At 58.0% G+C, this 20,208-nt stretch carries 22 protein-coding genes and 4 tRNA genes; 20 read left to right on the forward strand and 6 right to left on the reverse strand.

Annotation, left to right across the window (positions count from 1 at the left end; all coding sequences use genetic code 11):
* The first annotated feature begins 616 nt into the window (after positions 1–616).
* On the forward strand, positions 617–784 hold the full coding sequence (locus tag FH061_RS30265; RefSeq protein WP_192804874.1) for a hypothetical protein: 168 nt from the start codon (positions 617–619) through the stop codon (positions 782–784).
* Between the two features lie 91 nt (positions 785–875).
* Here FH061_RS30265 and glmS read toward each other — a convergent pair whose 3' ends face one another.
* The gene (gene glmS, locus FH061_RS02635; RefSeq protein ID WP_151632647.1) at positions 876–2,693 is read right to left on the reverse strand and encodes a glutamine--fructose-6-phosphate transaminase (isomerizing); all 1,818 of its coding nucleotides are present in this window, start codon (positions 2,691–2,693) and stop codon (positions 876–878) included.
* 155 nt (positions 2,694–2,848) lie between these two features.
* On the opposite strand from glmS, the gene FH061_RS02640 reads away from it, so the two are divergent.
* Entirely contained in the window at positions 2,849–3,313 is a 465-nt protein-coding gene (locus FH061_RS02640; RefSeq protein ID WP_151632995.1) for an Lrp/AsnC family transcriptional regulator, read from the forward strand.
* 123 nt (positions 3,314–3,436) lie between these two features.
* Here the strand turns inward: FH061_RS02640 and glmU are convergent, their stop codons facing one another.
* Positions 3,437–4,795 (reverse strand): bifunctional UDP-N-acetylglucosamine diphosphorylase/glucosamine-1-phosphate N-acetyltransferase GlmU, encoded by a 1,359-nt coding sequence (gene glmU / locus FH061_RS02645; protein ID WP_151632649.1) that lies wholly within the window; start codon positions 4,793–4,795, stop codon positions 3,437–3,439.
* Between the two features lie 18 nt (positions 4,796–4,813).
* On the opposite strand from glmU, the gene FH061_RS02650 reads away from it, so the two are divergent.
* A complete protein-coding gene (locus tag FH061_RS02650; RefSeq protein ID WP_225984453.1) occupies positions 4,814–5,701 on the forward strand; it encodes a DUF6279 family lipoprotein in 888 nt (295 codons plus the stop codon).
* Between the two features lie 86 nt (positions 5,702–5,787).
* Here the strand turns inward: FH061_RS02650 and ttcA are convergent, their stop codons facing one another.
* The 3 genes from ttcA to FH061_RS02665 are packed head-to-tail and all read right to left on the reverse strand — an operon-like array spanning position 5,788 to position 7,897.
* Positions 5,788–6,708 (reverse strand): tRNA 2-thiocytidine(32) synthetase TtcA, encoded by a 921-nt coding sequence (ttcA, locus tag FH061_RS02655; RefSeq protein ID WP_151632651.1) that lies wholly within the window; start codon positions 6,706–6,708, stop codon positions 5,788–5,790.
* Positions 6,709–6,722: 14 nt separating this feature from the next.
* A complete protein-coding gene (locus tag FH061_RS02660; RefSeq protein WP_151632653.1) occupies positions 6,723–7,115 on the reverse strand; it encodes a dihydroneopterin aldolase in 393 nt (130 codons plus the stop codon).
* A 14-nt stretch (positions 7,116–7,129) separates the two neighbouring features.
* Entirely contained in the window at positions 7,130–7,897 is a 768-nt protein-coding gene (locus FH061_RS02665) for an SDR family oxidoreductase (RefSeq protein WP_151632999.1), read from the reverse strand.
* 126 nt (positions 7,898–8,023) lie between these two features.
* On the opposite strand from FH061_RS02665, the gene FH061_RS02670 reads away from it, so the two are divergent.
* From FH061_RS02670 to FH061_RS02690, 5 genes are all read left to right on the forward strand, one after another.
* Positions 8,024–9,178 carry a class I SAM-dependent methyltransferase gene (locus FH061_RS02670; RefSeq protein ID WP_192804875.1) on the forward strand — a complete coding sequence of 385 codons (1,155 nt, stop codon included), beginning with the start codon at positions 8,024–8,026 and terminating at the stop codon, positions 9,176–9,178.
* 51 nt (positions 9,179–9,229) lie between these two features.
* On the forward strand, positions 9,230–9,424 hold the full coding sequence (locus FH061_RS02675; RefSeq protein ID WP_151632655.1) for a DUF2905 domain-containing protein: 195 nt from the start codon (positions 9,230–9,232) through the stop codon (positions 9,422–9,424).
* A gap of 13 nt (positions 9,425–9,437) precedes the next feature.
* Positions 9,438–9,653: a DUF2905 domain-containing protein gene (locus FH061_RS02680; protein WP_151632657.1), complete on the forward strand. Its 216-nt coding sequence runs from the start codon at positions 9,438–9,440 to the stop codon at positions 9,651–9,653.
* A gap of 117 nt (positions 9,654–9,770) precedes the next feature.
* Positions 9,771–11,201, forward strand: coding sequence for a DHA2 family efflux MFS transporter permease subunit (locus tag FH061_RS02685; RefSeq protein WP_151632659.1), 1,431 nt, complete (start codon positions 9,771–9,773; stop codon positions 11,199–11,201).
* Between the two features lie 161 nt (positions 11,202–11,362).
* Positions 11,363–12,991 (forward strand): response regulator, encoded by a 1,629-nt coding sequence (locus FH061_RS02690; RefSeq protein ID WP_151632661.1) that lies wholly within the window; start codon positions 11,363–11,365, stop codon positions 12,989–12,991.
* An 18-nt stretch (positions 12,992–13,009) separates the two neighbouring features.
* On the opposite strand, the gene arsC is transcribed toward FH061_RS02690, so the two are convergent.
* Positions 13,010–13,363 carry an arsenate reductase (glutaredoxin) gene (gene arsC, locus FH061_RS02695; RefSeq protein ID WP_192804876.1) on the reverse strand — a complete coding sequence of 118 codons (354 nt, stop codon included), beginning with the start codon at positions 13,361–13,363 and terminating at the stop codon, positions 13,010–13,012.
* 168 nt (positions 13,364–13,531) lie between these two features.
* Here arsC and FH061_RS02700 point away from each other — a divergent pair, with 168 nt between their 5' ends.
* The 12 genes from FH061_RS02700 (at position 13,532) to rplL (ending at position 19,977) form a co-directional block, all read left to right on the forward strand.
* Positions 13,532–14,503, forward strand: a complete 972-nt coding sequence (locus FH061_RS02700) for a gamma-glutamyl-gamma-aminobutyrate hydrolase family protein (protein WP_151633005.1) — start codon at positions 13,532–13,534, stop codon at positions 14,501–14,503.
* Positions 14,504–14,662: 159 nt separating this feature from the next.
* Positions 14,663–14,748 (forward strand) — tRNA-Tyr (locus FH061_RS02705).
* 50 nt (positions 14,749–14,798) lie between these two features.
* Positions 14,799–14,872, forward strand: a tRNA-Gly gene (locus FH061_RS02710).
* An 83-nt stretch (positions 14,873–14,955) separates the two neighbouring features.
* Positions 14,956–15,030 (forward strand) — tRNA-Thr (locus FH061_RS02715).
* Positions 15,031–15,104: 74 nt separating this feature from the next.
* Positions 15,105–16,295 (forward strand): elongation factor Tu, encoded by a 1,191-nt coding sequence (gene tuf, locus FH061_RS02720; RefSeq protein WP_151632663.1) that lies wholly within the window; start codon positions 15,105–15,107, stop codon positions 16,293–16,295.
* A 78-nt stretch (positions 16,296–16,373) separates the two neighbouring features.
* Positions 16,374–16,449: transfer RNA gene (locus FH061_RS02725), tRNA-Trp, on the forward strand.
* Positions 16,450–16,488: 39 nt separating this feature from the next.
* Entirely contained in the window at positions 16,489–16,872 is a 384-nt protein-coding gene (secE, locus tag FH061_RS02730; RefSeq protein ID WP_151632665.1) for a preprotein translocase subunit SecE, read from the forward strand.
* The gene (gene nusG, locus FH061_RS02735; RefSeq protein WP_151632667.1) at positions 16,873–17,451 is read left to right on the forward strand and encodes a transcription termination/antitermination protein NusG; all 579 of its coding nucleotides are present in this window, start codon (positions 16,873–16,875) and stop codon (positions 17,449–17,451) included.
* Positions 17,452–17,608: 157 nt separating this feature from the next.
* The gene (rplK, locus tag FH061_RS02740; protein WP_057293073.1) at positions 17,609–18,040 is read left to right on the forward strand and encodes a 50S ribosomal protein L11; all 432 of its coding nucleotides are present in this window, start codon (positions 17,609–17,611) and stop codon (positions 18,038–18,040) included.
* Positions 18,040–18,735, forward strand: coding sequence for a 50S ribosomal protein L1 (gene rplA, locus FH061_RS02745; protein WP_151632669.1), 696 nt, complete (start codon positions 18,040–18,042; stop codon positions 18,733–18,735). Before rplK ends, rplA begins: the two co-directional genes overlap by 1 nt.
* Positions 18,736–19,033: 298 nt before the next feature.
* Positions 19,034–19,531, forward strand: a complete 498-nt coding sequence (gene rplJ, locus FH061_RS02750) for a 50S ribosomal protein L10 (protein WP_151632671.1) — start codon at positions 19,034–19,036, stop codon at positions 19,529–19,531.
* A gap of 68 nt (positions 19,532–19,599) precedes the next feature.
* Positions 19,600–19,977 carry a 50S ribosomal protein L7/L12 gene (gene rplL / locus FH061_RS02755; RefSeq protein WP_119769705.1) on the forward strand — a complete coding sequence of 126 codons (378 nt, stop codon included), beginning with the start codon at positions 19,600–19,602 and terminating at the stop codon, positions 19,975–19,977.
* Positions 19,978–20,208 lie beyond the last annotated feature (231 nt).

A 20,208-nucleotide genomic window follows, 5' to 3' on the forward strand; every position in this document is an offset into this window, starting at 1 on the left:
ACAAAACGCACGGACAACAGGCAACAAGCAGAAGAGGGACCAAGCAAGTGCCTTCTTCCGCGTCGAACCAAAACAGAAAAGCCCGCCAAAACGGTAATGCCGTTCACTGAAGGTTTTTCTTCGGGTAACGAACGGCATGACGTTCAGAGCAGGATTCGACGCCAAGGGGGCATTCACAGCCCCTTTCGTTTTCCAGGATGGTTAAGGTCAAGCGTTCGCGCAGGCGCTGCAGCAAGTGTTGCACACTGCCATAGCGCGGATTGCTGGTGGGTGTAGGGAAGAATAGGTCTGCCTTGGCATGCAGTGCAGGGTGCAGGGAGCGCCGTATGGCGGGGCCACGCCAGCGACGAACAAGCCGCCATGCGCCCACGGCAGGCCGAGGCAACCGTAGATTCATCTGCCATCCGCTCTAGGGATTTGTGAAACCCTGCCTCCGCCCGGAGACAATCTTCCTCAACCTCGTCCTGTCCAGTGAGAACGAAAGCGCTTTACACCGCATCATCCATGTAACAGGACGATTCAATAGTTGACGCTGTGCAATGTCCTGCTTAGCCTGATGTGAAATGATCGCGGTTTTCCTCTGCGACTCCACTCGTTTTTCATTCGGGGCATCATCATGCAAGCATCAAAAATCACATCTCTGCTCATCGCAGCCATCACTCTTGTCCTGTCCGGCTGCGTAGTCGTGCCGGACGTGCCGTCTGCACAAGTTGTCATTACTGGCGGCGGCGGTGGTGGCGGTTATCACTGCCCGCCCGGACAGGCGAAGAAGGGCCGCTGCTAAGTTCTCTGATCCGATTCATTCAGAGCGGATTGCAAAACAAAAAGCCGACTGCAGTTGCCTGCATGTCGGCTTTCTTATTTTTCGCGGCAGATTACTCGACCGTCACCGACTTGGCCAGATTCCGCGGCTTGTCGACATCGGTACCGCGCGCCAGCGCGGTGTGATAGGCCAGCAGCTGCAACGGCACCACATGCAGGATCGGCGACAGCGCGCCATAGTGTTCCGGCATGCGGATCACATGTACGCCTTCGCTGGGCATGATGCGGGAGTCGGCGTCGGCGAACACATACAGCTCGCCGCCGCGGGCGCGCACTTCCTGCATGTTGGACTTCAGCTTTTCGATCAGGGTGTCGTTCGGCGCGACTGTCACCACCGGCATTTCCTTGGTCACCAGCGCCAGCGGACCATGCTTGAGCTCGCCGGCCGGATAGGCTTCCGCGTGAATGTAGGAAATCTCCTTGAGTTTCAGCGCGCCTTCGAGCGCGATCGGATAGTGCAGGCCGCGTCCGAGGAACAGCGCGTTTTCCTTGCGCGCGAATTCTTCTGCCCAGGCGATGATCTGCGGCTCCAGCGCCAGCACCGCGCTGATCGATACCGGCAGATGGCGCATGGCTTTCAGATGCGCCGCTTCCTGCTCTTCGCTGAGGTGGCCGCGCACCTGTGCCAATGACAGCGTCAGCAGGAACAAGGCGGTCAGCTGCGTGGTGAATGCCTTGGTCGAGGCCACGCCGACTTCAACGCCGGCACGCGTGATGTAGGACAGCATGCACTCGCGCACCATTGCGCTGGTGGCGACATTGCAAATGGTCAGCGTATTGACCATGTCCTTCGACCGCGCATGCTTGAGCGCGGCCAGCGTATCGGCGGTTTCGCCGCTCTGGGAAATGGTCACCACCAGTGCATTCGGATTCGGCACGCTGTCGCGATAGCGGTATTCGCTGGCGATTTCGACGTTGACCGGGATATGCGCAATCGATTCGATCCAGTATTTCGCGGTCAGGCCGGCATAGTAGCTGGTGCCGCAGGCGAGGATCAGGACCGAGTCGATCTTCTTGAACACGCTGTAGGCCTTGTCGCCGAACAGCTCGGGCATGATCGATGAGACGCCTTCGAGCGTATCGCCGATGGCGCGCGGCTGTTCGAAGATCTCCTTCTGCATGTAATGGCGGTAAGGGCCGAGTTCGGCGGCGCCGGTATGCGCATGCACGGTACGCACTTCGCGCTCCACCGGCTTGCCGGCGGCATCCACGACCCAGTAGCGCTGCAGTTGCAGGTCAACCACATCGCCTTCTTCCAGGTAGATGATCTGGTCGGTGGTGCCGGCCAATGCCATGGCATCGGACGCGAGGAAGTTTTCACCCTTGCCCACGCCGACGATCAGCGGCGAACCCTGGCGCGCGCCGATGACGCGATGCGGCTCGTCACGGCTGAAGACCGCGATCGCATAGGCGCCCTGCAGCCGGCGCACCGCCTGCTGCACGGTCTCGAACAGGTCGCCGGTGTACATGTGGTCGACCAGGTGCGCGATGACTTCGGTGTCGGTCTGGCTTTCGAAGACGTAACCGGCGGCGGTCAGCTCCGCGCGCAGTTCGTCGTGGTTTTCGATGATGCCGTTGTGAACCAGGGCAATCCGCTCGCGCGAAAAATGGGGATGCGCGTTGTGCGACGCCGGTGCGCCATGAGTCGCCCAGCGGGTATGCGCGATGCCGGTAAAGCCTTCCAGGCTTGCCTTTTCGACTTGCGATTCGAGATCGGCCACGCGCGAGGTGCTGCGTGAACGTTGCAACTTGCCGTCCACATGCAAGGCGACGCCGCAGGAATCATAGCCGCGGTATTCGAGCCTTTTCAGGCCTTGCAGAAGAATCGGAGTGATATTGCGCTGGGCTACTGCGCCGACGATGCCGCACATGACTTGCTCCCTTAGTGATGATGGTGACGGTGTTATCGTAGAAGACTGCGCATGAAATAAGCAGTCTAAATTCGATAACTTATGAATTTTTATTTCGTTGTGGGATAAAGATGAAATATAATTTCAGAAAATGCTCTTTGTTTTAATATTTGAATATGAAAATCCAGCTAGATGATCTGGACCGGCGCATCCTGAATGCGCTTCAGAATAATGCCGCTCAGACAAACAATGAGCTTGCAGCAAGTGTGCATGCTTCCCCGCCGACATGTTTGCGGCGAGTCAAGCGTTTGATTGAGGCAGGCGTGATCGAGCGGCAAGTCGCGATTCTGGCTCCAGAAGCGGTGGGTCGAACCCTGGCCGCGATCGTGGAAATCACGCTTGAGCGGCAAGGAACGGAATATCTGCTGGAATTCGAGGCGCTGGTAGCCAAGGAAGATGAAGTCCTCCAGTGTTACCGGGTCTCGCAAGGGCCTGATTTCGTGCTGATTGTCCAGGTGTCCGACATGCCGGCCTATCATGCACTGGCTCACAGGGTCTTCGCAGGCCATGCGAATGTGCGCAATGTGCGCAGTTTCTTTTCGGTTCACCGAAGCAAGTTTGAAACTCGCATCACCGTTTGATGGCGTTGCTGCCGGGGGCTGGAATGCTTCGCGGGGAGGGCGGCGGGATGCTGCCTCCATTCCGTTGGAAGGGCGGCAGCACTGAACGTAGCGTAGCGGCTTGCGGGGACAAGCCGCCAGGCTTTATTTCTTGACCTTTACCGGACGCTGCCAGCCTTCGATTGTCATCTGCTTCGGCCGCGATACGGTCAGCTTGCCTTCGGGCGCATCCTTGGTCAGCGTGGTGCCGGCGCCGAGCGTGGCACCCTTGCCGACGCGTACCGGGGCAACCAGCTGCGTGTCGCTGCCGATGAAGGCATCATCCTCGATGACGGTGCGGAATTTGTTGGCGCCGTCATAGTTGCAGGTGATGGTGCCGGCGCCGATATTGACGCGCGAGCCTACCGTGGCGTCACCCACATAGGCCAGATGATTGGCCTTGCTGTGCGCTGCGATCTGGCTGTTCTTCACTTCGACGAAATTGCCGATGTGAACGTCTTCTGCCAGTTCGGTTCCGGGGCGCAGGCGCGCATAGGGCCCGATCTGGGAATCGGCGCCAATGACCGCATCTTCAATGTGGCAGAACGGCTTGATCTGCGCGCCCCTGCCGATACGGGCGTTGCGAATGACGCTATGCGCGCCGATGATCGCTCCGTCCTCGATCTCGACCTTGCCTTCGAATACGCAATTGACGTCGATGCTGACATCGCGTCCGCAGCGCAGCTCTCCGCGCACATCGATGCGCGCCGGATCGGCCAGCGTAACGCCCTGCTCGAGCAGGGCGTTGGCGATATTGCGCTGATGGATGCGCTCCAGTTCGGCGAGCTGGACCTTGCTGTTGACGCCCAGGGTTTCCCATACCGCGCCCGGCTGTGCCGAGACAACTTCCACATCGTCGGCCACCGCGCGGGCAACGATATCGGTCAGGTAATATTCCTTCTGCGCATTGTTGTTCGACAGCATGCCCAGCCACGATTTCAGTTTCGCAGTGGGAACGACCATGATGCCAGTATTGACTTCCCTGATCGCCCGCTGCTCCTCGGTCGCATCCTTTTGTTCGACGATGCCCACGATCTTGCCGTTCTGCCGCACGATACGGCCGTAGCCGGTCGGGTCTTGCAGCTCGACAGTGAGTATCGCCAACTTATTGCCGGCGGCATTGTCCAACAATTGCTGCAACGATTCGCGGGTCGTCAGCGGAACGTCGCCGTAGAGCACCAGGGTCGGCACATCGTCCCGCAGATGCGGTACTGCCTGCATCACCGCATGCCCGGTTCCCAGCTGCGGCTCCTGCTTGGCGAAGCCGATGTCCGGTGCCTGCACTGTTTGCGGCACGACGTCGCCGCCATGGCCATAGATGACACAGAGCGCGCTCGGCGAAAGCATGCGCGCAGTGTCGATGACATGAGAGAGAAGCGGCTTGCCCGCCAGAGGATGCAAAACCTTCGGCAACGCGGATTGCATGCGCTTTCCCATGCCGGCAGCGAGGATGACAACGTTCATAGAATACCAATGGAAATAATGCAAAAGTTTATCATGTGGCCTTACCGCGCCTTTCTGCTCCGATACGGCATTTTCCTGTTCGCCTGCCTTCTGGCCGGCTGCAGCGCGCTGCGGCTGGGCTATGCCAACGGCGACACCGTGGTTTACTGGTGGCTCAACTCCTACATCGACATCAATGAAGAGCAAAAGCCTTGGGTCAGGCAAGATATCGAGCGCTTGTTCGCCTGGCACCGCAAGACCCAGCTTAACGATTATGCGCAATACATGGAACAGATACAGCAGCGGTTACAGCGTCCGGTCAAACCGGAAGAGGTGATGCAGGATTATGCGGGCATCAGGAAACGCTCCATGGTTGTCATTGACAAGGCACTGCCGGAGTTGACCCGCCTGGCGATGGATCTGCAACCCGAACAGCTTACCCACTTGGAAAAGAAGTTCGCCTCCAACAACGAGGCTTATCGTAAAGAGTACTTGCGGGGCAATCTTGAGGACCGTCAACTTTTCCGTTTCAAGAAAGTGCTCAAGCAGGCCGAGTACTGGTTCGGCAACTTCACTACGGAGCAAGAGGCGCAGATACGCAAGGCTTCCGATGCGCGGCCTCTAGACAATGAGTTATGGGCGGAGGAACGCCGCCAGCGCCAGCAGGAATTGCTGCGCATCCTGCGCAAGATCCAGTCTGACAAGCCGTCAAGGGAAGACGCGTCGGCAATGTTGCGCCAGTACATCGAGCGGAACTTCGAAAACTTCACCTATGCGCAGCACAAGGACTTTTTTGATGATACGCGCGCCGGTTCGGCAAACATGGTGGCGGTGATTGCCAATGTCGCTACGCAAGAGCAGCGCGATCATGCGCGCGAGCGGTTGCAGAAATGGATAGATGATTGCCGCTCGCTTGCGGCGAAATGAGGTTGGCGTCGAGGTGGGAATAAGGGGCGGCCGCTGCGGTCCCTGCCTGCACGGAACCTTCGCTGCCGACGCCCCCGATCAGCTGATCAGTCGTCCAGTCCGGAAAACTTCACCACGTTGACGCCGGTGGAGCAGGGCTCCTCATCAAAGGCGATATCGCCATTCGGCACCGCTTCTCCAGTGGCGCGCAGGCCGGCGAAGCCGAACAGGTCGCGATCCATCAAATGCGAGGGTACTACGGTGGACAGCGCGGAGAAGGTATTTTCCACGCGGCCGGGATGCTTCTTTTCCCAATCACGCAGCATCGCCTTGATCTGCTTGCGCTGCAGGTTTTCCTGGCTGCCGCACAGGTCGCAGGGAATGATCGGGAATTGCCTGATCTCGGCGTACCGTTCCATATCGACCTCTTTCACATAAGCCAGCGGACGGATCACGATGTGCTTGCCGTCATCCGACTGCAGCTTGGGCGGCATGCTTTTGAGCTTGGCGCCGAAGAACATGTTGAGGAAAAAGGTTTCGAGGATGTCGTCGCGATGGTGTCCGAGCGCGATCTTGGTGGCGCCCAGTTCATCGGCAACCCTGTAAAGGATGCCGCGCCGCAGGCGGGAGCAGAGCGAGCAGGTGGTTTTCCCTTCCGGAATCACGCGCTTGACGATGCTGTAGGTGTCCTGGTTCTCGATGTGGAAGGGCACGCCGATCTTCGTCAGGTATTCCGGCAGCACATGCGCCGGGAAATTCGGCTGCTTCTGGTCGAGATTGACGGCGACGATATCGAAATGGATAGGCGCCCGCTCGCGCAGCGTCAGCAGGATGTCGAGCAGGCCATAGCTGTCCTTGCCGCCCGACAGGCAGACCATCACCTTGTCGCCTTCCTCGATCATGTTGAAGTCGCCGATCGCCTGGCCTACCTGGCGGCACAGGCGCTTGTGCAGCTTGTTGTTTTCGTAGGCGATCTTTTCCGCCTTCTTCGCGCTGATCGCCGCGTCGTCATGCAAGACTTCGTTCATGTTGCGCTCCATCCTTATTGCTTGATGTGGATGACTTCCACGCCCACGCTGTCGCAGTCCGGGTAGACGTCAGGCTTTTCGGTCGATACCCGCACCGCCCGCACCTTCGGGTGGGCCAGCATGGCACGGGCGACATCGTCGCACAGGGTTTCCTGAAGATGAATGTGGCCCTGCGCCATGCGCTTGGCGATGGTGTCGCGCATGAAGTCGTAGTCGACCACTTCATGCAGATGGTCGCCCGTGGGCGTGGATTCCGCCAGGGGGATGAACAGATCGACATTGACCAGCACGCGCTGCTCGCCTTTCTTTTCAAATTCATGGACGCCGATATTGATCATGACTTCATAGTTGCGCAGGAACAGGCGGCGGCAGTCGGTAAGGCTGGGATGCGAAAGAGTGGAAAGCATAGAGTAGTCAACAATTATTTGGCGATGAACATGACATCGCGCTGAAGGGGAATCAAATGCTGGCCGCCGTCGACCAGCAGCGTGGTGCCGGTGATCGCCGGCGACTCGGCGGCAAAGCAAACAGTGGAAGCCACGTCCTGGGGCGTGCTGGAGCGGCCGAGCGGTGTAACCTGGTGGGCCTTCGCGAAGCCGTCGTCGGACTGGTCGCCCGATACCAGCGTGATACCCGGCGCCACGCCGACGACGCGCAGCTTCGGCGCCAGTGCCTGTGCCAGCATCACGGTGGCTGTCTGCAGCGAAGCCTTGGACAGCGTGTAGGACAGAAAATCGGGATTCAGGTTGAACAGCTTCTGGTCGAGGATATTGATGACGACTGCCTGCGCCCCGACAGGCGTCATTGCATGCAGCGACTGCGCCAGCAGGATCGGGGCTGCAAGATTGACATGCATGTGCCGGTTCAGCGCATCCTGGGAAAATGCCGCGGCATCATCGAAGGCAAACAGAGAGGCATTGTTGACCACGCACGATATGCCGCCAAGCCGTGCCGCCGCTCGCGGCAGCAGATCCCTTACCGCCTGTTCGTCGGACAGGTCGCACTGCACGGCAACGGCACGCCGGCCCAGTGCTTCGATGTCGCGCACGGTCGCCTCGGCTTCGGCAGCGGAAGTGCCGAAATGCACGGCGACGTTCCAGCCGCGCCGTGCCATCTCGAGCGCGATTTCACGACCGATGCGTTTGGCGGCGCCGGTCACCAGAGCGACTTTGTCGTTTCCTGTTGTCATCGTCATGTCAGCTATCGATTGTCGTAATCGCCCGTGACGGCGGTTTATGGCCTTGGTCCTTCGGTGCGGAAGCGCGGGCATGGATTAATTTCCGCGTGCCGTGCCGATTTCAATACAATACGGGGCATGCAACTGCAACTCCCCGAACCCTCTCCCGATGCCCTGGCCGCATCGCGCTCGCTGCACCAGCTGATTGCCGATGACATCAACCGCAATTCCGGCTGGATTTCCTTCGCCCGCTACATGGAACTGGCGCTGTATGCTCCCGGGCTCGGTTATTACAGCGGCGGCGCGGCGAAACTTGGCAAAGACGGTGATTTTACAACCGCACCTGAAATCACGCCGCTTTTTGGCGCCGCGCTGGCGCATGTTGCGGCTGACCTGATGGCGCAGACGCAGCCGCGGATTCTCGAGTTCGGCGCCGGCACCGGCCAGCTGGCCTTCGACATGCTGACCGAAATGCAGGCCATGGGTTTCGCCGTCGAGCAATATGCGATTGTCGAATTGTCAGGGGAATTGCGGGCGAGGCAGCAGGAAAAACTACGCGCATTTCCGCAGGTCGTCTGGCTGGACCGCTTGCCCGGGTCTTTCTCGGGCGTTGTCCTCGGCAACGAGGTGCTCGATGCCATGCCGGTCAATCTGGTCGTCAAGACTGCCGGCGGCTGGCTCGAGCGCGGCGTTGCCCTCGGCCAGAACAGGCAATTTGTTTTTCGGGATCAGCCTTGCACTGCCGCTCTGGCCCGGCAGATTCCGGATGCCGAGACCTTGCCGGAAGGGTATGTCACCGAAGTGCATGCGCAGGCCGAGGGCTTCATGCTTTCGCTGGGAACCATGTTCAACCAGGAGGCGCATGCCGGCGGTGCCGCAATCCTGATCGACTACGGCTTTCCGGCGCACGAGTATTACCATCCGCAGCGCAGCCAGGGTACGCTGATGTGCCATTACCGGCATCATGCCCACCCCGATCCTTTCTACCTGCCGGGCCTGCAGGACATCACGGCCCATGTCGATTTCACCACGATGGCGCAGGCAGCCGTCGACAGCGGACTGGAAATGATGTCCTATACCGGCCAGGCCGCCTTTCTGCTTGATGCCGGGATCGGCGATCTGCTGCTGCGCACGCCGCCCGATGATGCGCAGCGCTATCTGCCCCAGGCCAATGCCCTGCAAAGGCTGGTGTCCCCGGCCGAAATGGGTGAACTGTTCAAGGTGCTCGTGGTCGGCAAGGGAGCGGCCCTGCCCGACAGGTTTGCACTGCATGACCGCAGCCATCGGCTTTGAAGGAAACCCCATGTCAGGCATCGGCTTGTATTCTTGTACCGGAGGCAGCAAATGATTCGATGGATCCTCACCATTTTTATCGGCCTCATCGTGTTTTCAGCGGCGCTGCCATGGTTGGAAAAGCTGGGCATCGGCCGCCTGCCCGGTGATATCCGTTTCACCCTGTTCGGTCGCAAGATCCTGCTGCCTTTCGCGTCGACCATCCTATTGTCGCTGACCGTCATGGCGGTGGCGCGCCTGGTCTGATGGAAGCCCGTTCATGATTCGCTGGGTTGCCGCGATCTTCATCGCTCTTTTTGTTTTCTATCCCCTGCTGCCTTTTCTCGACAAGCTGCGGGTCGGGCGCCTGCCGGCCGATATCCGCTTCCGCCTGCGTGGCGTGGTGATGTGCCTGCCGTTCGGCTCGACCGTGGTCTGGTCGTTCATCGCTTTTCTTATCGCTGAAATCGTCAGCTATACCTGCGTCTTCTGCTGATTCTCCGGCTGCCGGAGATGGCAGCGCAATGACTCGGGCCATGCGCTTACCCCCACGCAAACGGCCGGCTTGTCAAACCCCTATACTGTCCGGCTGTATCCACCTTTCCAAGCTTCCATGCAACCGACCCTGGAACAACTGCGAGAGCGCTATGGACAGCGCTACAAATGGCTGGTCCTGATGACCGTGATGATCGGCACCATGGCATCGATCCTGTCGTCGACCATCGTCAATGTGGCCGTGCCGGATCTGAGCCGGCATTTCACGCTGGGTCAGGAACGTGCGCAGTGGGTGTCGGCGGGATTCATGCTGGCGATGACGCTGTCGATGCTGACCACTCCCTGGCTGCTGCTGCGCTTCGGCCTGCGCCGCACCTACAGCGGCGCGATCCTGCTGCTGCTGGCCGGCGGCATTGTCGGCGGTTTCAGCCTCAACTATCCGATGCTCTTGTCCATGCGCGTAGTGGAAGGGCTTGCCGCCGGCGTGCTGCAGCCCATTCCCTCGATCGTGGTGCTGCGCGCCTTCGAACAGCATGAGCAGGGCAAGGCCATGGGGGTCTTCGGCTTCGGCGTGGTGCTGGCCCCGGCGCTTGGACCGAGCGTGGGCGGCTTCCTGGTCGAGCATTTCGGCTGGCGTTCCATCTTTTTCGTTGTCGTGCCGTTCTGCCTGCTGGTGCTGTTCCTGGTGCAGCGCCTGCTCGCGGTGAATTCCCCGATGATGGGAGAACGCCGCCCGCTGGACTGGAAGGGCCTGCTGCTGGCCAGCGTTGGCATCATGAGCCTGCTGAACGGACTGGTACACCTGCATGACAGCCTGGGCCAGGCCGTGGTGATGCTGTCGGCGGGCATCGGCGTCGTTGCGGGTTTTGTGTACTATCAGGTCAACACGTCGCATGGCCTGATCAACATGAGCCTGTTCCGCCATCGCCAGTTTGCGATGGGCGCGCTGGTGGCTTTCATCTATGGCGCGGGCCTGTTCGGTTCGACCTATCTGCTGCCGGTGTACATGCAGATGGCGTTGCATTATGCGCCATCGCAGGCCGGCCTCGTGCTGCTGCCCGCCGGCATGGTACTGGCAGTGACCATCATCCTGGCGGGCAAGCTGGCCGACCGTTTTCCTCCTCATGTGCTGGTGTCCGTCGGGCTGGTCCTGCTGGCGCTTTCCTTTGTACTGATGGCCATTGGATCCAAGGCGTCGAGCTACTTTGCTCTGATTGTTTGGGCAATCATCGGCCGTATCGGACTGGGTTTCGTCCTGCCCGCCCTGAGCCTGGGCGCCATGCGGGGCATCGACTCCGCCATGATTGCGCAAGGCGCCAGCACCATCAATTTCCTGCGGCAACTGGGGGGCGCGATTGGCGTCAGCCTCGTAGGAATCGTGCTGCAATGGCGGCTCATCGTCCATCAGTCCGCATCTGCGGCTCAGGAAAATGCGCAGATACCGGCGTTTCACGAGACCTTTCTCCTGGTCGCCTTTTTTTGCGCAGCGGCAGTGCTGGCTGCCTGGCGCATGCGTCCGCATACAAGCGCCAAGCGTGGCAAAGGCTGATCTTCCGACAATGGATGCGGTTTTCCGGCCTGTTCCGGGGTTGCTTTTCCGCATGACAATGGTATTTTGGCGATTAGCGCCAAAGGCCGCGCATTACCGCCGGAATTCCTCTTTCCGGCTCTTGTCCCAGAACAGCTTGCGATGCACGGAAGTCCCCGACAATGACCTCGCTTCGAAGTTTGACCGCATTGATTATCGAGCCGCAGTCCGGCATGCGGGCCAGCATTCACAACATGCTGAATCTGTGCGGCGTCACGAAAATCGACCATGCGGTCAGTTCCGGGACAGCCATCCGCCCGCTGAAGAATCGTTCTTACGACCTCATTCTCTGCGAATACGATCTGGGCGACGGACAGGATGGCCAGCAATTGCTGGAAGACCTGCGCCATAACAAGCTGATTCCGCTGTGGACCATTTTCATTATCGTGACCGCCGAACGTGCCTATGAAAAGGTGGTGAGCGCGGCGGAACTGGCTCCCACGGATTACATCCTCAAGCCTTTTACTGCGGATACGCTGCTTGAACGCATAGCTCGGGCCATTGAAAAACGCACCGCGTTCCTGCCCGCGTATCACCTGATGGAGCACGGCAACCTGCACGAGGCGATTGATATCTGCCTCCTCGGAGAGGAAAAATACCGCCGCTATGCGCCCGACTTCATGCGCTTGCGGGCCGAACTGCATGTGATTCTGGGAGAGGCTGAGGCGGCCGAAAGAATTTATCAGAACCTGCTTGAAACGAAGGCGGTCGCCTGGGCGCGCCTCGGCCTCGCCAAAACCTTGTTCATGCAGCAAAAGTTTGGCGAGGCTGAAATGCTGCTCAAGTCACTGGTCGAGGAAAACAGCAAATACATGGATGCCTATGACTGGCTGGCCAAGACCCATGAAGCAGCCGACAGGCTGAACGAAGCGAAGGATGTGCTTGCCGATGCCGTTACCGTCTCCCCGCATGCCGTCCGGCGCTTGCGAAAGCTCGGGGAAGTCGCGCTTGAAACCGGTGACATCGATACGGCGGAAAAATCGTTCCAGAAAGTCATCGCGAAAGCGAAGTATTCGGAATTCCGCGATCCGGAAGACCATGTGCGCCTGGTGCGGACCCTGGTAAAAAAAGGTGATGCGCAGACCGCCGCCACTGTCATCCGCGATATGGAGAAGTCTCTTAGCAATCTTGACAAGACGCCGGTCTGCAAGGCGTTTTCAGCAGCCTTGGTCAATATCGAGCTCGGCCATGCGGAACGGGCGTCCGAGGCACTGAGTGCCGCCGTCCTGGCATGCCGCAACACCGATGGCATTTCCAATGACTTGAAAATGGAACTGGCCAGAAACTGCCTGGAGCGCGATATGGACAATAGCGCTTCGGAAGTCATGCGCGATGTCATGAGCAATGCGGCAGACGAGGCGGCCTTTGCCAAAGCCATGAAAGTGTTCGAGCAGGCGGGGAAGACGCAGCTTGCTGAAACCGTTGCCAAGGAAAGCCGGCGCCAGGTGGTCGAGTTGGTTTCCTCCGGTGCGGAGAAAGCAAAGCAGGGCGATTACAAGGGAGCTGTGGAATTGATGACCGCAGCAGTGCGGAAATTGCCGGAAAACCCGCAGGTAGTCTTCAATGCGGCCGTCGCCGTCCTCAAGTATCTGGAAAACCTGGGTTGGGACAATAAACTGGGCGATCAGGCGCGCGGCTATATTGAATCGGCCAGGCGCCTCGATCCGGGCAATCCCCGCCTGGTGCCGCTCAAGCAGCTTTATCAGTCCATCATGAAAAAATACGGCATTCGTTCCCCCGGGACGGACTAAGGACGTGCGGTATGCTTGCTAGCGCAAGAAGTCGTGCAGTTTTTCGGGCGGCCGTGCAATAACGGCCTTGCCCCGATAAACCACAATCGGCCGTTGCAACAGCCTTGGGCAAGCGGCGATCGCCTTCAAAACCGTTTCGTCGTCGGCCTGTGAAAGGCCCATGGCCTTGTATTCATCCTCGTTCTCGCGCACCATCGTTCCGGCTGGAGCGCCCAGCTGTTCAAGAAGCTCGGCAAGCTGTGCCTGCGTCTGAGGAGTCTCCATATACTCGATTATTTCCAGTGACATCTCGTAGTGTCGGCAATATTGCTCGACCATCGCCAATGCTTCCCGCGATTTGGAACATCGTGGATTGTGGTAAATCTTGATCATGATCGGGCACCTGCGCGTTTACTGGACAAGATGCCATTTTAGCCTTCTCTTCAACCACGGAATTGAACTGGATAAACTCATTCATGTCAGAAACATTTTCTGAATGACTTGTTTGGGCATTGCGCTGTTCGATGCTCCAGAGACAAGCATAAATCTCCTACGACCTCTATGTCAGACACAAGCAAGTACGGACCGGACACCTTGGAAAAACCGGCGCCTGGTTCCACTTCCCCATCACCATCCGGCGCAGACGATCCATATTCCTTCACTACCCGAAGCGGCGAGCAGCCATGGGCACAGGCTCGACGGCTAGTGAGCGCACGCCTGCGCTCACTGTCGGACCGATTCTTCCGCCGCATTACCCACCGTACTCTGAAAATCGGCATTTCAGCCCGCATCTTTCATCCTGAGGCAGGCGCGAAAGGCCTCAAGAGCAAGAATTTGCAGTATCTGGAAGAATCCATTGCCCATTGGGTCATGTCGCGTGACGTTCTCGTATTCATGATCCCGACCGTCAATGCCGCCGGGCTCCTTCATCCAAGCAATATCCGCTTGCGAGACTATGCCAAGCACTTGGACGGACTGGTTTTGCAAGGCGGCGCCGATGTTTCACCTCAAACTTATGCGGAAGTTGCAACCCGTCCGGAATGGACCGGGGACCGCGCCCGGGACATGTACGAACTTGAGCTGCTCCATGAATTTGTCGAAGCGGGAAAGCCCGTGCTCGGCATCTGCCGAGGGTGTCAATTGATCAATGTCGCATTCGGGGGAACGCTTTATCAGGATATCGCTTCCGACGTGCCGGCAGCTATCGAGCATGTTAACGATTTATACGACAGTCACTACCACATGATCCATTTTCCGCAGGGGTCGAGCCTCGGGAAACTGTTTGCGGCGCGTTCGGAAGCACTGGTCAATTCCATTCACCACCAGGCAGTGAAGGATCTCGGAAAAGATCTGGTTGTGGAAGCCGTATCAGGCAAGGACAATATCGTCGAGGCGGTCCGCTACCGCAAGGCGCGGTTCGTCATGGGATTGCAGTGGCATCCCGAATTCCATCGCGGAGGCAGCTCCGAGCTTCTCGACTGCACACCTATTCTCGACGACTTCCTCGGCGCCGCCCGCGAAACCCGGTTCTAGGGACAGGCAACCCGGCCGCTTCCCCGGGTAAAATGCCGCACCCCCCCAGATAAGACGGCTCCGCCACAGAATTTCCGCGGAAGTTAAAAAATTACTCGCAAAACAGATTTTGGAGTTGACGAGGCAAGGTGATTAGCCTATAGTTTGGGGTTCCCCGACGGAGGGGTGGCCGAGTGGTTAATGGCAGCAGACTGTAAATCTGCCCTCTTACGAGTACGCTGGTTCGAATCCAGCCCCCTCCACCAGCGGTAACGCGGGAAATGCAGTAGAAGTGCGGCTGAAGTTGAAGGTCCTTGCGGGTGTAGCTCAATGGTAGAGCTGAAGCCTTCCAAGCTTATGACGAGGGTTCGATTCCCTTCACCCGCTCCAGTTTTTAAATTGGACGTATGCCAATACGGACAATAAAGATCTTCGGGAGGTATCGCTTTGCGAATTCTCGAACGATCCTGAAAGCCCTTGTAGCTCAGTGGTAGAGCACTCCCTTGGTAAGGGAGAGGCCACGTGTTCAATCCACGTCAAGGGCACCAGCTTTCTGGTTTTATCCATGCAAGACAGTCAGGCACGTGCCTAGACATTCTCATCAAATCGTTAGGAGTCTAAAATGGCAAAAGGCAAGTTTGAGCGGACCAAGCCGCACGTGAATGTGGGCACGATCGGTCACGTTGACCATGGCAAGACCACGCTGACTGCAGCAATTGCAACCGTGCTGTCGGCCAAGTTTGGCGGCGAAGCAAAGAAATACGACGAGATCGACGCAGCGCCGGAAGAAAAGGCGCGCGGCATCACCATCAACACCGCACACGTCGAATACGAAACCCAGAACCGCCACTATGCGCACGTTGACTGCCCCGGCCACGCTGACTATGTGAAAAACATGATCACCGGCGCCGCGCAGATGGACGGCGCGATCCTGGTGTGCTCGGCCGCTGACGGCCCGATGCCGCAGACCCGCGAGCACATCCTGCTGGCCCGTCAGGTTGGCGTGCCGTACATCATCGTGTTCCTCAACAAGTGCGACATGGTTGACGACGCCGAACTGCTCGAGCTGGTCGAAATGGAAGTGCGCGAGCTGTTGTCGAAGTACGAGTTCCCCGGCGACGATCTGCCGATCGTGCGCGGCTCGGCCAAGCTGGCCCTCGAAGGCGACAAGGGCGACCTCGGCGAAGGCGCCATCATGAAGCTGGCCGAAGCGCTGGACACCTACATCCCGACACCGGAACGTGCCATTGACGGCGCCTTCCTGATGCCGGTGGAAGACGTGTTCTCGATCTCCGGCCGCGGTACCGTGGTGACTGGTCGCGTCGAGCGCGGCATCATCAAGGTCGGCGAGTCGATCGAGATCGTTGGTATCCGTGATACGCAGACAACCACCTGCACCGGCGTGGAAATGTTCCGCAAGCTGCTGGACCAGGGTCAGGCCGGCGACAACGTTGGTGTGCTGCTGCGCGGTACCAAGCGTGAAGAAGTCGAGCGCGGCCAGGTGCTGGCCAAGCCGGGTTCGATCAAGCCGCACAAGCACTTCACCGGTGAGATCTACGTGCTGTCGAAGGACGAGGGTGGCCGTCATACACCGTTCTTCAACAACTATCGTCCGCAGTTCTACTTCCGTACGACCGACGTGACCGGCGCGATCGAACTGCCGGCCGACAAGGAAATGGTTATGCCTGGCGACAACGTGTCGATCACGGTCAAGCTGATCAACCCGATCGCGATGGAAGAAGGTCTGCGCTTTGCGATCCGCGAAGGCGGCCGTACCGTCGGCGCCGGCGTCGTTGCCAAGATCATCGAGTAATATCCGAGCTGATGCGCTGCATATTGTCGAGCTGAGCTCAACATTGCAGCGCAATCAATTCACGCAAGTTTTAAGCGTAGGGGTATAGCTCAACTGGCAGAGCGTCGGTCTCCAAAACCGAAGGTTGGGGGTTCGATTCCCTCTGCCCCTGCCACCGATACAAAGGTGCAGGGCACCGAAAGAAATCACTAGTATGTCTAACCAACCCGTAGAAACCGTTGGTACATCGAGCGACAAGGCAAAGGTCGCTCTTGCTATTTGTGCCGTCATTGCGGGTATCGTCGGTTTTTATTTTTTATCGGATAAGCCCACCGTGGTCCGTGCGGCTGCTCTGGTTGCCGGTCTGCTTGTGGCAATCGGTGTAGCATGGACATCCCAGCCTGGCCGTGACTTTTTGAATTTTGCCAAAGAGTCAGTGCGTGAGGCAAAGAAGGTGGTGTGGCCGGCCCGCAAGGAAGCGATGCAGATTACTGCAGTTGTCTTTGGCTTCGTGCTGGTCATGGCAATCTTCCTTTGGGGTACCGATAAAGTTCTTGAATTTGTGTTGTACGACCTGATCCTGGGCTGGAAAAGTTAAATGAGCGAAAACGTACAAGAGACCGCAGTGGCTCAGCCAACGGGCGGCAGCAAGCGCTGGTACGTCGTTCATGCCTATTCCGGCATGGAGAAGAGCGTTCAGCGTGCATTGGTCGAACGCATCGAGCGTGCCGGCATGCAGGATAAATTCGGACAGATCCTCGTTCCGACCGAGGAAGTCATCGAAGTTAAAAACGGACAAAAATCCGTTACCGAGCGCCGGTTTTTTCCTGGCTATGTTCTGGTCGAGATGGAAATGACCGACGAGACTTGGCATCTTGTGAAAAACACAAGCAAGGTGACCGGATTCATCGGCGGAAAATCCAACAAGCCGACACCTATTCCACCACACGAAGTCGATAAAATTCTGCATCAAATGCAGGAAGGCGTTGAAAAGCCGCGGCCGAAAGTGTTGTACGAAGTCGGGGAAATGGTCCGCATCAAGGACGGCCCCTTCACAGACTTCAATGGCAACGTGGAAGAGGTCAACTACGAGAAATCGCGAGTTCGCGTCTCCGTCACGATTTTTGGTCGGGCCACTCCAGTCGAACTGGAATTCGGCCAGGTCGAAAAGGTCTAAAAGCCCCTTCAAGACAAGATTGCAAATGCGCCCTTGGAGCGTTGCCGGTATATTGCCGGCAAAATCCGAATCGTCGTACCGCAGTAAGGAGGAGCCCCAGTAGTTCACCGTAAGCTGAACGACCAGGCGCTATCACTCAATCAACGTAGGAGCCATCATGGCAAAGAAAATTATCGGTTTTATCAAGCTGCAAGTGCCGGCTGGTAAGGCCAACCCGTCTCCCCCGATCGGTCCGGCGCTGGGTCAGCGCGGCCTGAACATCATGGAATTCTGCAAAGCCTTCAATGCGCAAACACAAGGCGTTGAGCCGGGCCTGCCGATTCCTGTCGTGATCACTGCATTCGCGGACAAGTCCTTCACTTTCGTGATGAAGACGCCGCCGGCAACGATCCTGATCAAAAAAGCCGCTGGCATCCAAAAGGGCTCGGCAAAGCCGCATACCGACAAGGTCGGCAAGATCACCCGCAAGCAGGCGGAAGAAATCGCAACAACAAAGATGCCGGATCTTACGGCAGCTGACATGGAAGCCGCTGTGCGTACAATCGCCGGTTCCGCTCGTTCCATGGGTATCACGGTGGAGGGTCTGTAATGGCTAAGCTGTCCAAACGCGCTCAAGCAATCAAGGCAAAAGTTGATCGCACAAAGCAGTATGCATACGACAACGCTATCGCGCTGATCAAGGAATGCGCAACTGCCAAGTTCGATGAGTCGATCGATGTCTCCGTGCAGCTGGGCGTCGATGCAAAGAAATCGGACCAGGTGGTTCGTGGTTCCGTCGTCCTGCCCGCAGGTACAGGCAAGACTGTCCGCGTCGCCGTGTTCGCATCCGGTGACAAGGCCGAAGCCGCAAAGGCCGCTGGTGCAGACATCGTCGGCATGGAAGATCTGGCAGACCGCATCAAGGCCGGCGACATGCCTTTCGATATCGTGATCGCATCGCCGGATACCATGCGTATCGTTGGTACTCTCGGCCAGATCCTCGGTCCGCGCGGCATGATGCCGAACCCGAAGGTTGGCACCGTTACACCGGATGTCGCGACTGCCGTGAAAAACGCCAAGGCAGGTCAGGTTCAGTATCGTACCGACAAGGCTGGCATCATTCACGCAACAATCGGCCGCAAGTCCTTCAGCGACGCAGATCTCAAGTCCAATTTGCTGGCACTGATCGACGCACTGAACAAGGCAAAGCCGGCGACCAGCAAGGGTGTATACCTGCGCAAGGTAGCAATTTCCTCGACCATGGGCGCAGGCGTCCGTGTCGATCAGGCGACGCTGGCTGCTTAAGTAAGAATTAAGCCCTCGCATGCAACAGGTGCGAGGCGAATCTTTGGGCTGGTTCCGTTTTCGGTGTACTAGAATCCGGAACCAGATTATCAAAGACCGTTGGGCGGCGTGCATTGCAACTCGATGCACAAAGTTAAAAACCGGCAGCGCAATCTCCGGCACCCAACGCAGATGGTGACCCGAACAAGTTTTTGTAGTCTCAACGCTGGATGCAAGCCAGTAATGAACTCCTGAACTTCGGACGCCGTGTTCGAACCGATGTGAGGCATTTGCCGAACATTATTTTTGGAGGTTGATCTTGAGTCTCAATCTGAATGACAAAAAGGCCGTCGTCGCCGAAGTCTCCGCAAAAGTAGCAACTGCGCAGACTATCGTCGTGGCCGAATACCGTGGCATCCAGGTTGGTCACTTGACGCAACTGCGCGCCAAAGCGCGTGCCCAGGGTGTGTACATGCGCGTGTTGAAAAACACGCTCGCACGTCGCGCCGTTGAGGGTACGCCGTTTGCTGGCCTCGCCTCCGAAATGACCGGCCCGTTGATCTACTCGATCTCCGAGGACGCCGTTGCAGCCGCTAAAGTCGTTTACGACTTTGCGAAAACCAACGACAAGCTGGTTGTTAAGGCAGGCAATTACGCAGGCAAGTCGCTCGATAAAGCGGGCGTTGCTGCGTTGGCCAGCATTCCGAGCCGTGAAGTCCTCATCGCCCAGTTGTTGGGTGTCATGCAGGCTCCGGTTTCCGGCTTCGCCCGCGCCTTGGCTGCTCTCGCAGCGAAGAAGGAAGCCGAAGGCGCGTAATCGCCTTTTGCACTTCTTGCGTCAGTACCGATTAGATGTAATTACCGAATCAAAATTAGGAGTTTCAAATGGCAATTAGCAAAGACGATATCCTGGAAGCAGTAGGTCAGATGTCCGTGATGGACCTGAACGATCTGGTCAAGGCTTTTGAAGAGAAGTTTGGCGTTTCCGCAGCAGCTATGGCAGTTGCTGGTCCGGCGGCAGGCGGCGGCGCAGCTGCAGCAGCTGAAGAGCAGACTGAGTTCACCGTTGTTCTGGCTGAAGTGGGCGCAAACAAGGTTGGCGTCATTAAGGCAGTTCGTGAAATCACCGGCCTGGGTCTGAAAGAAGCAAAAGACCTGGTTGATGGTGCACCGAAGCCCGTCAAGGAAGGCATCGCCAAGGCAGACGCAGAAGCAGCCAAGAAGAAGCTGGAAGAAGCTGGCGCGAAAGCTGACCTTAAGTAATATCGGCTTGTCAGGGCAACCTGAATATCGCCGGAGTCAAGGCCCGGAACTCTCTCGAAAGGGCGAGTTCGGCCTTGGCTCCTTTGTCGTTTTCGAGTTTTGAAGAGCCAGTCCCGGGCTCAAAGCAATAAAGTCAACAAAGGCAATCCAAAGGATGGCCGGCGTTGCAAGTCGTATCTGGGAAGGAACCCGGTCAGTCGAAAGCGGTATGCGCTTTGCGGCATATTGGGC

This window comes from Noviherbaspirillum aerium (assembly GCF_008929045.1).
In the GTDB taxonomy this organism is placed as follows: domain Bacteria; phylum Pseudomonadota; class Gammaproteobacteria; order Burkholderiales; family Burkholderiaceae_D; genus Noviherbaspirillum; species Noviherbaspirillum aerium.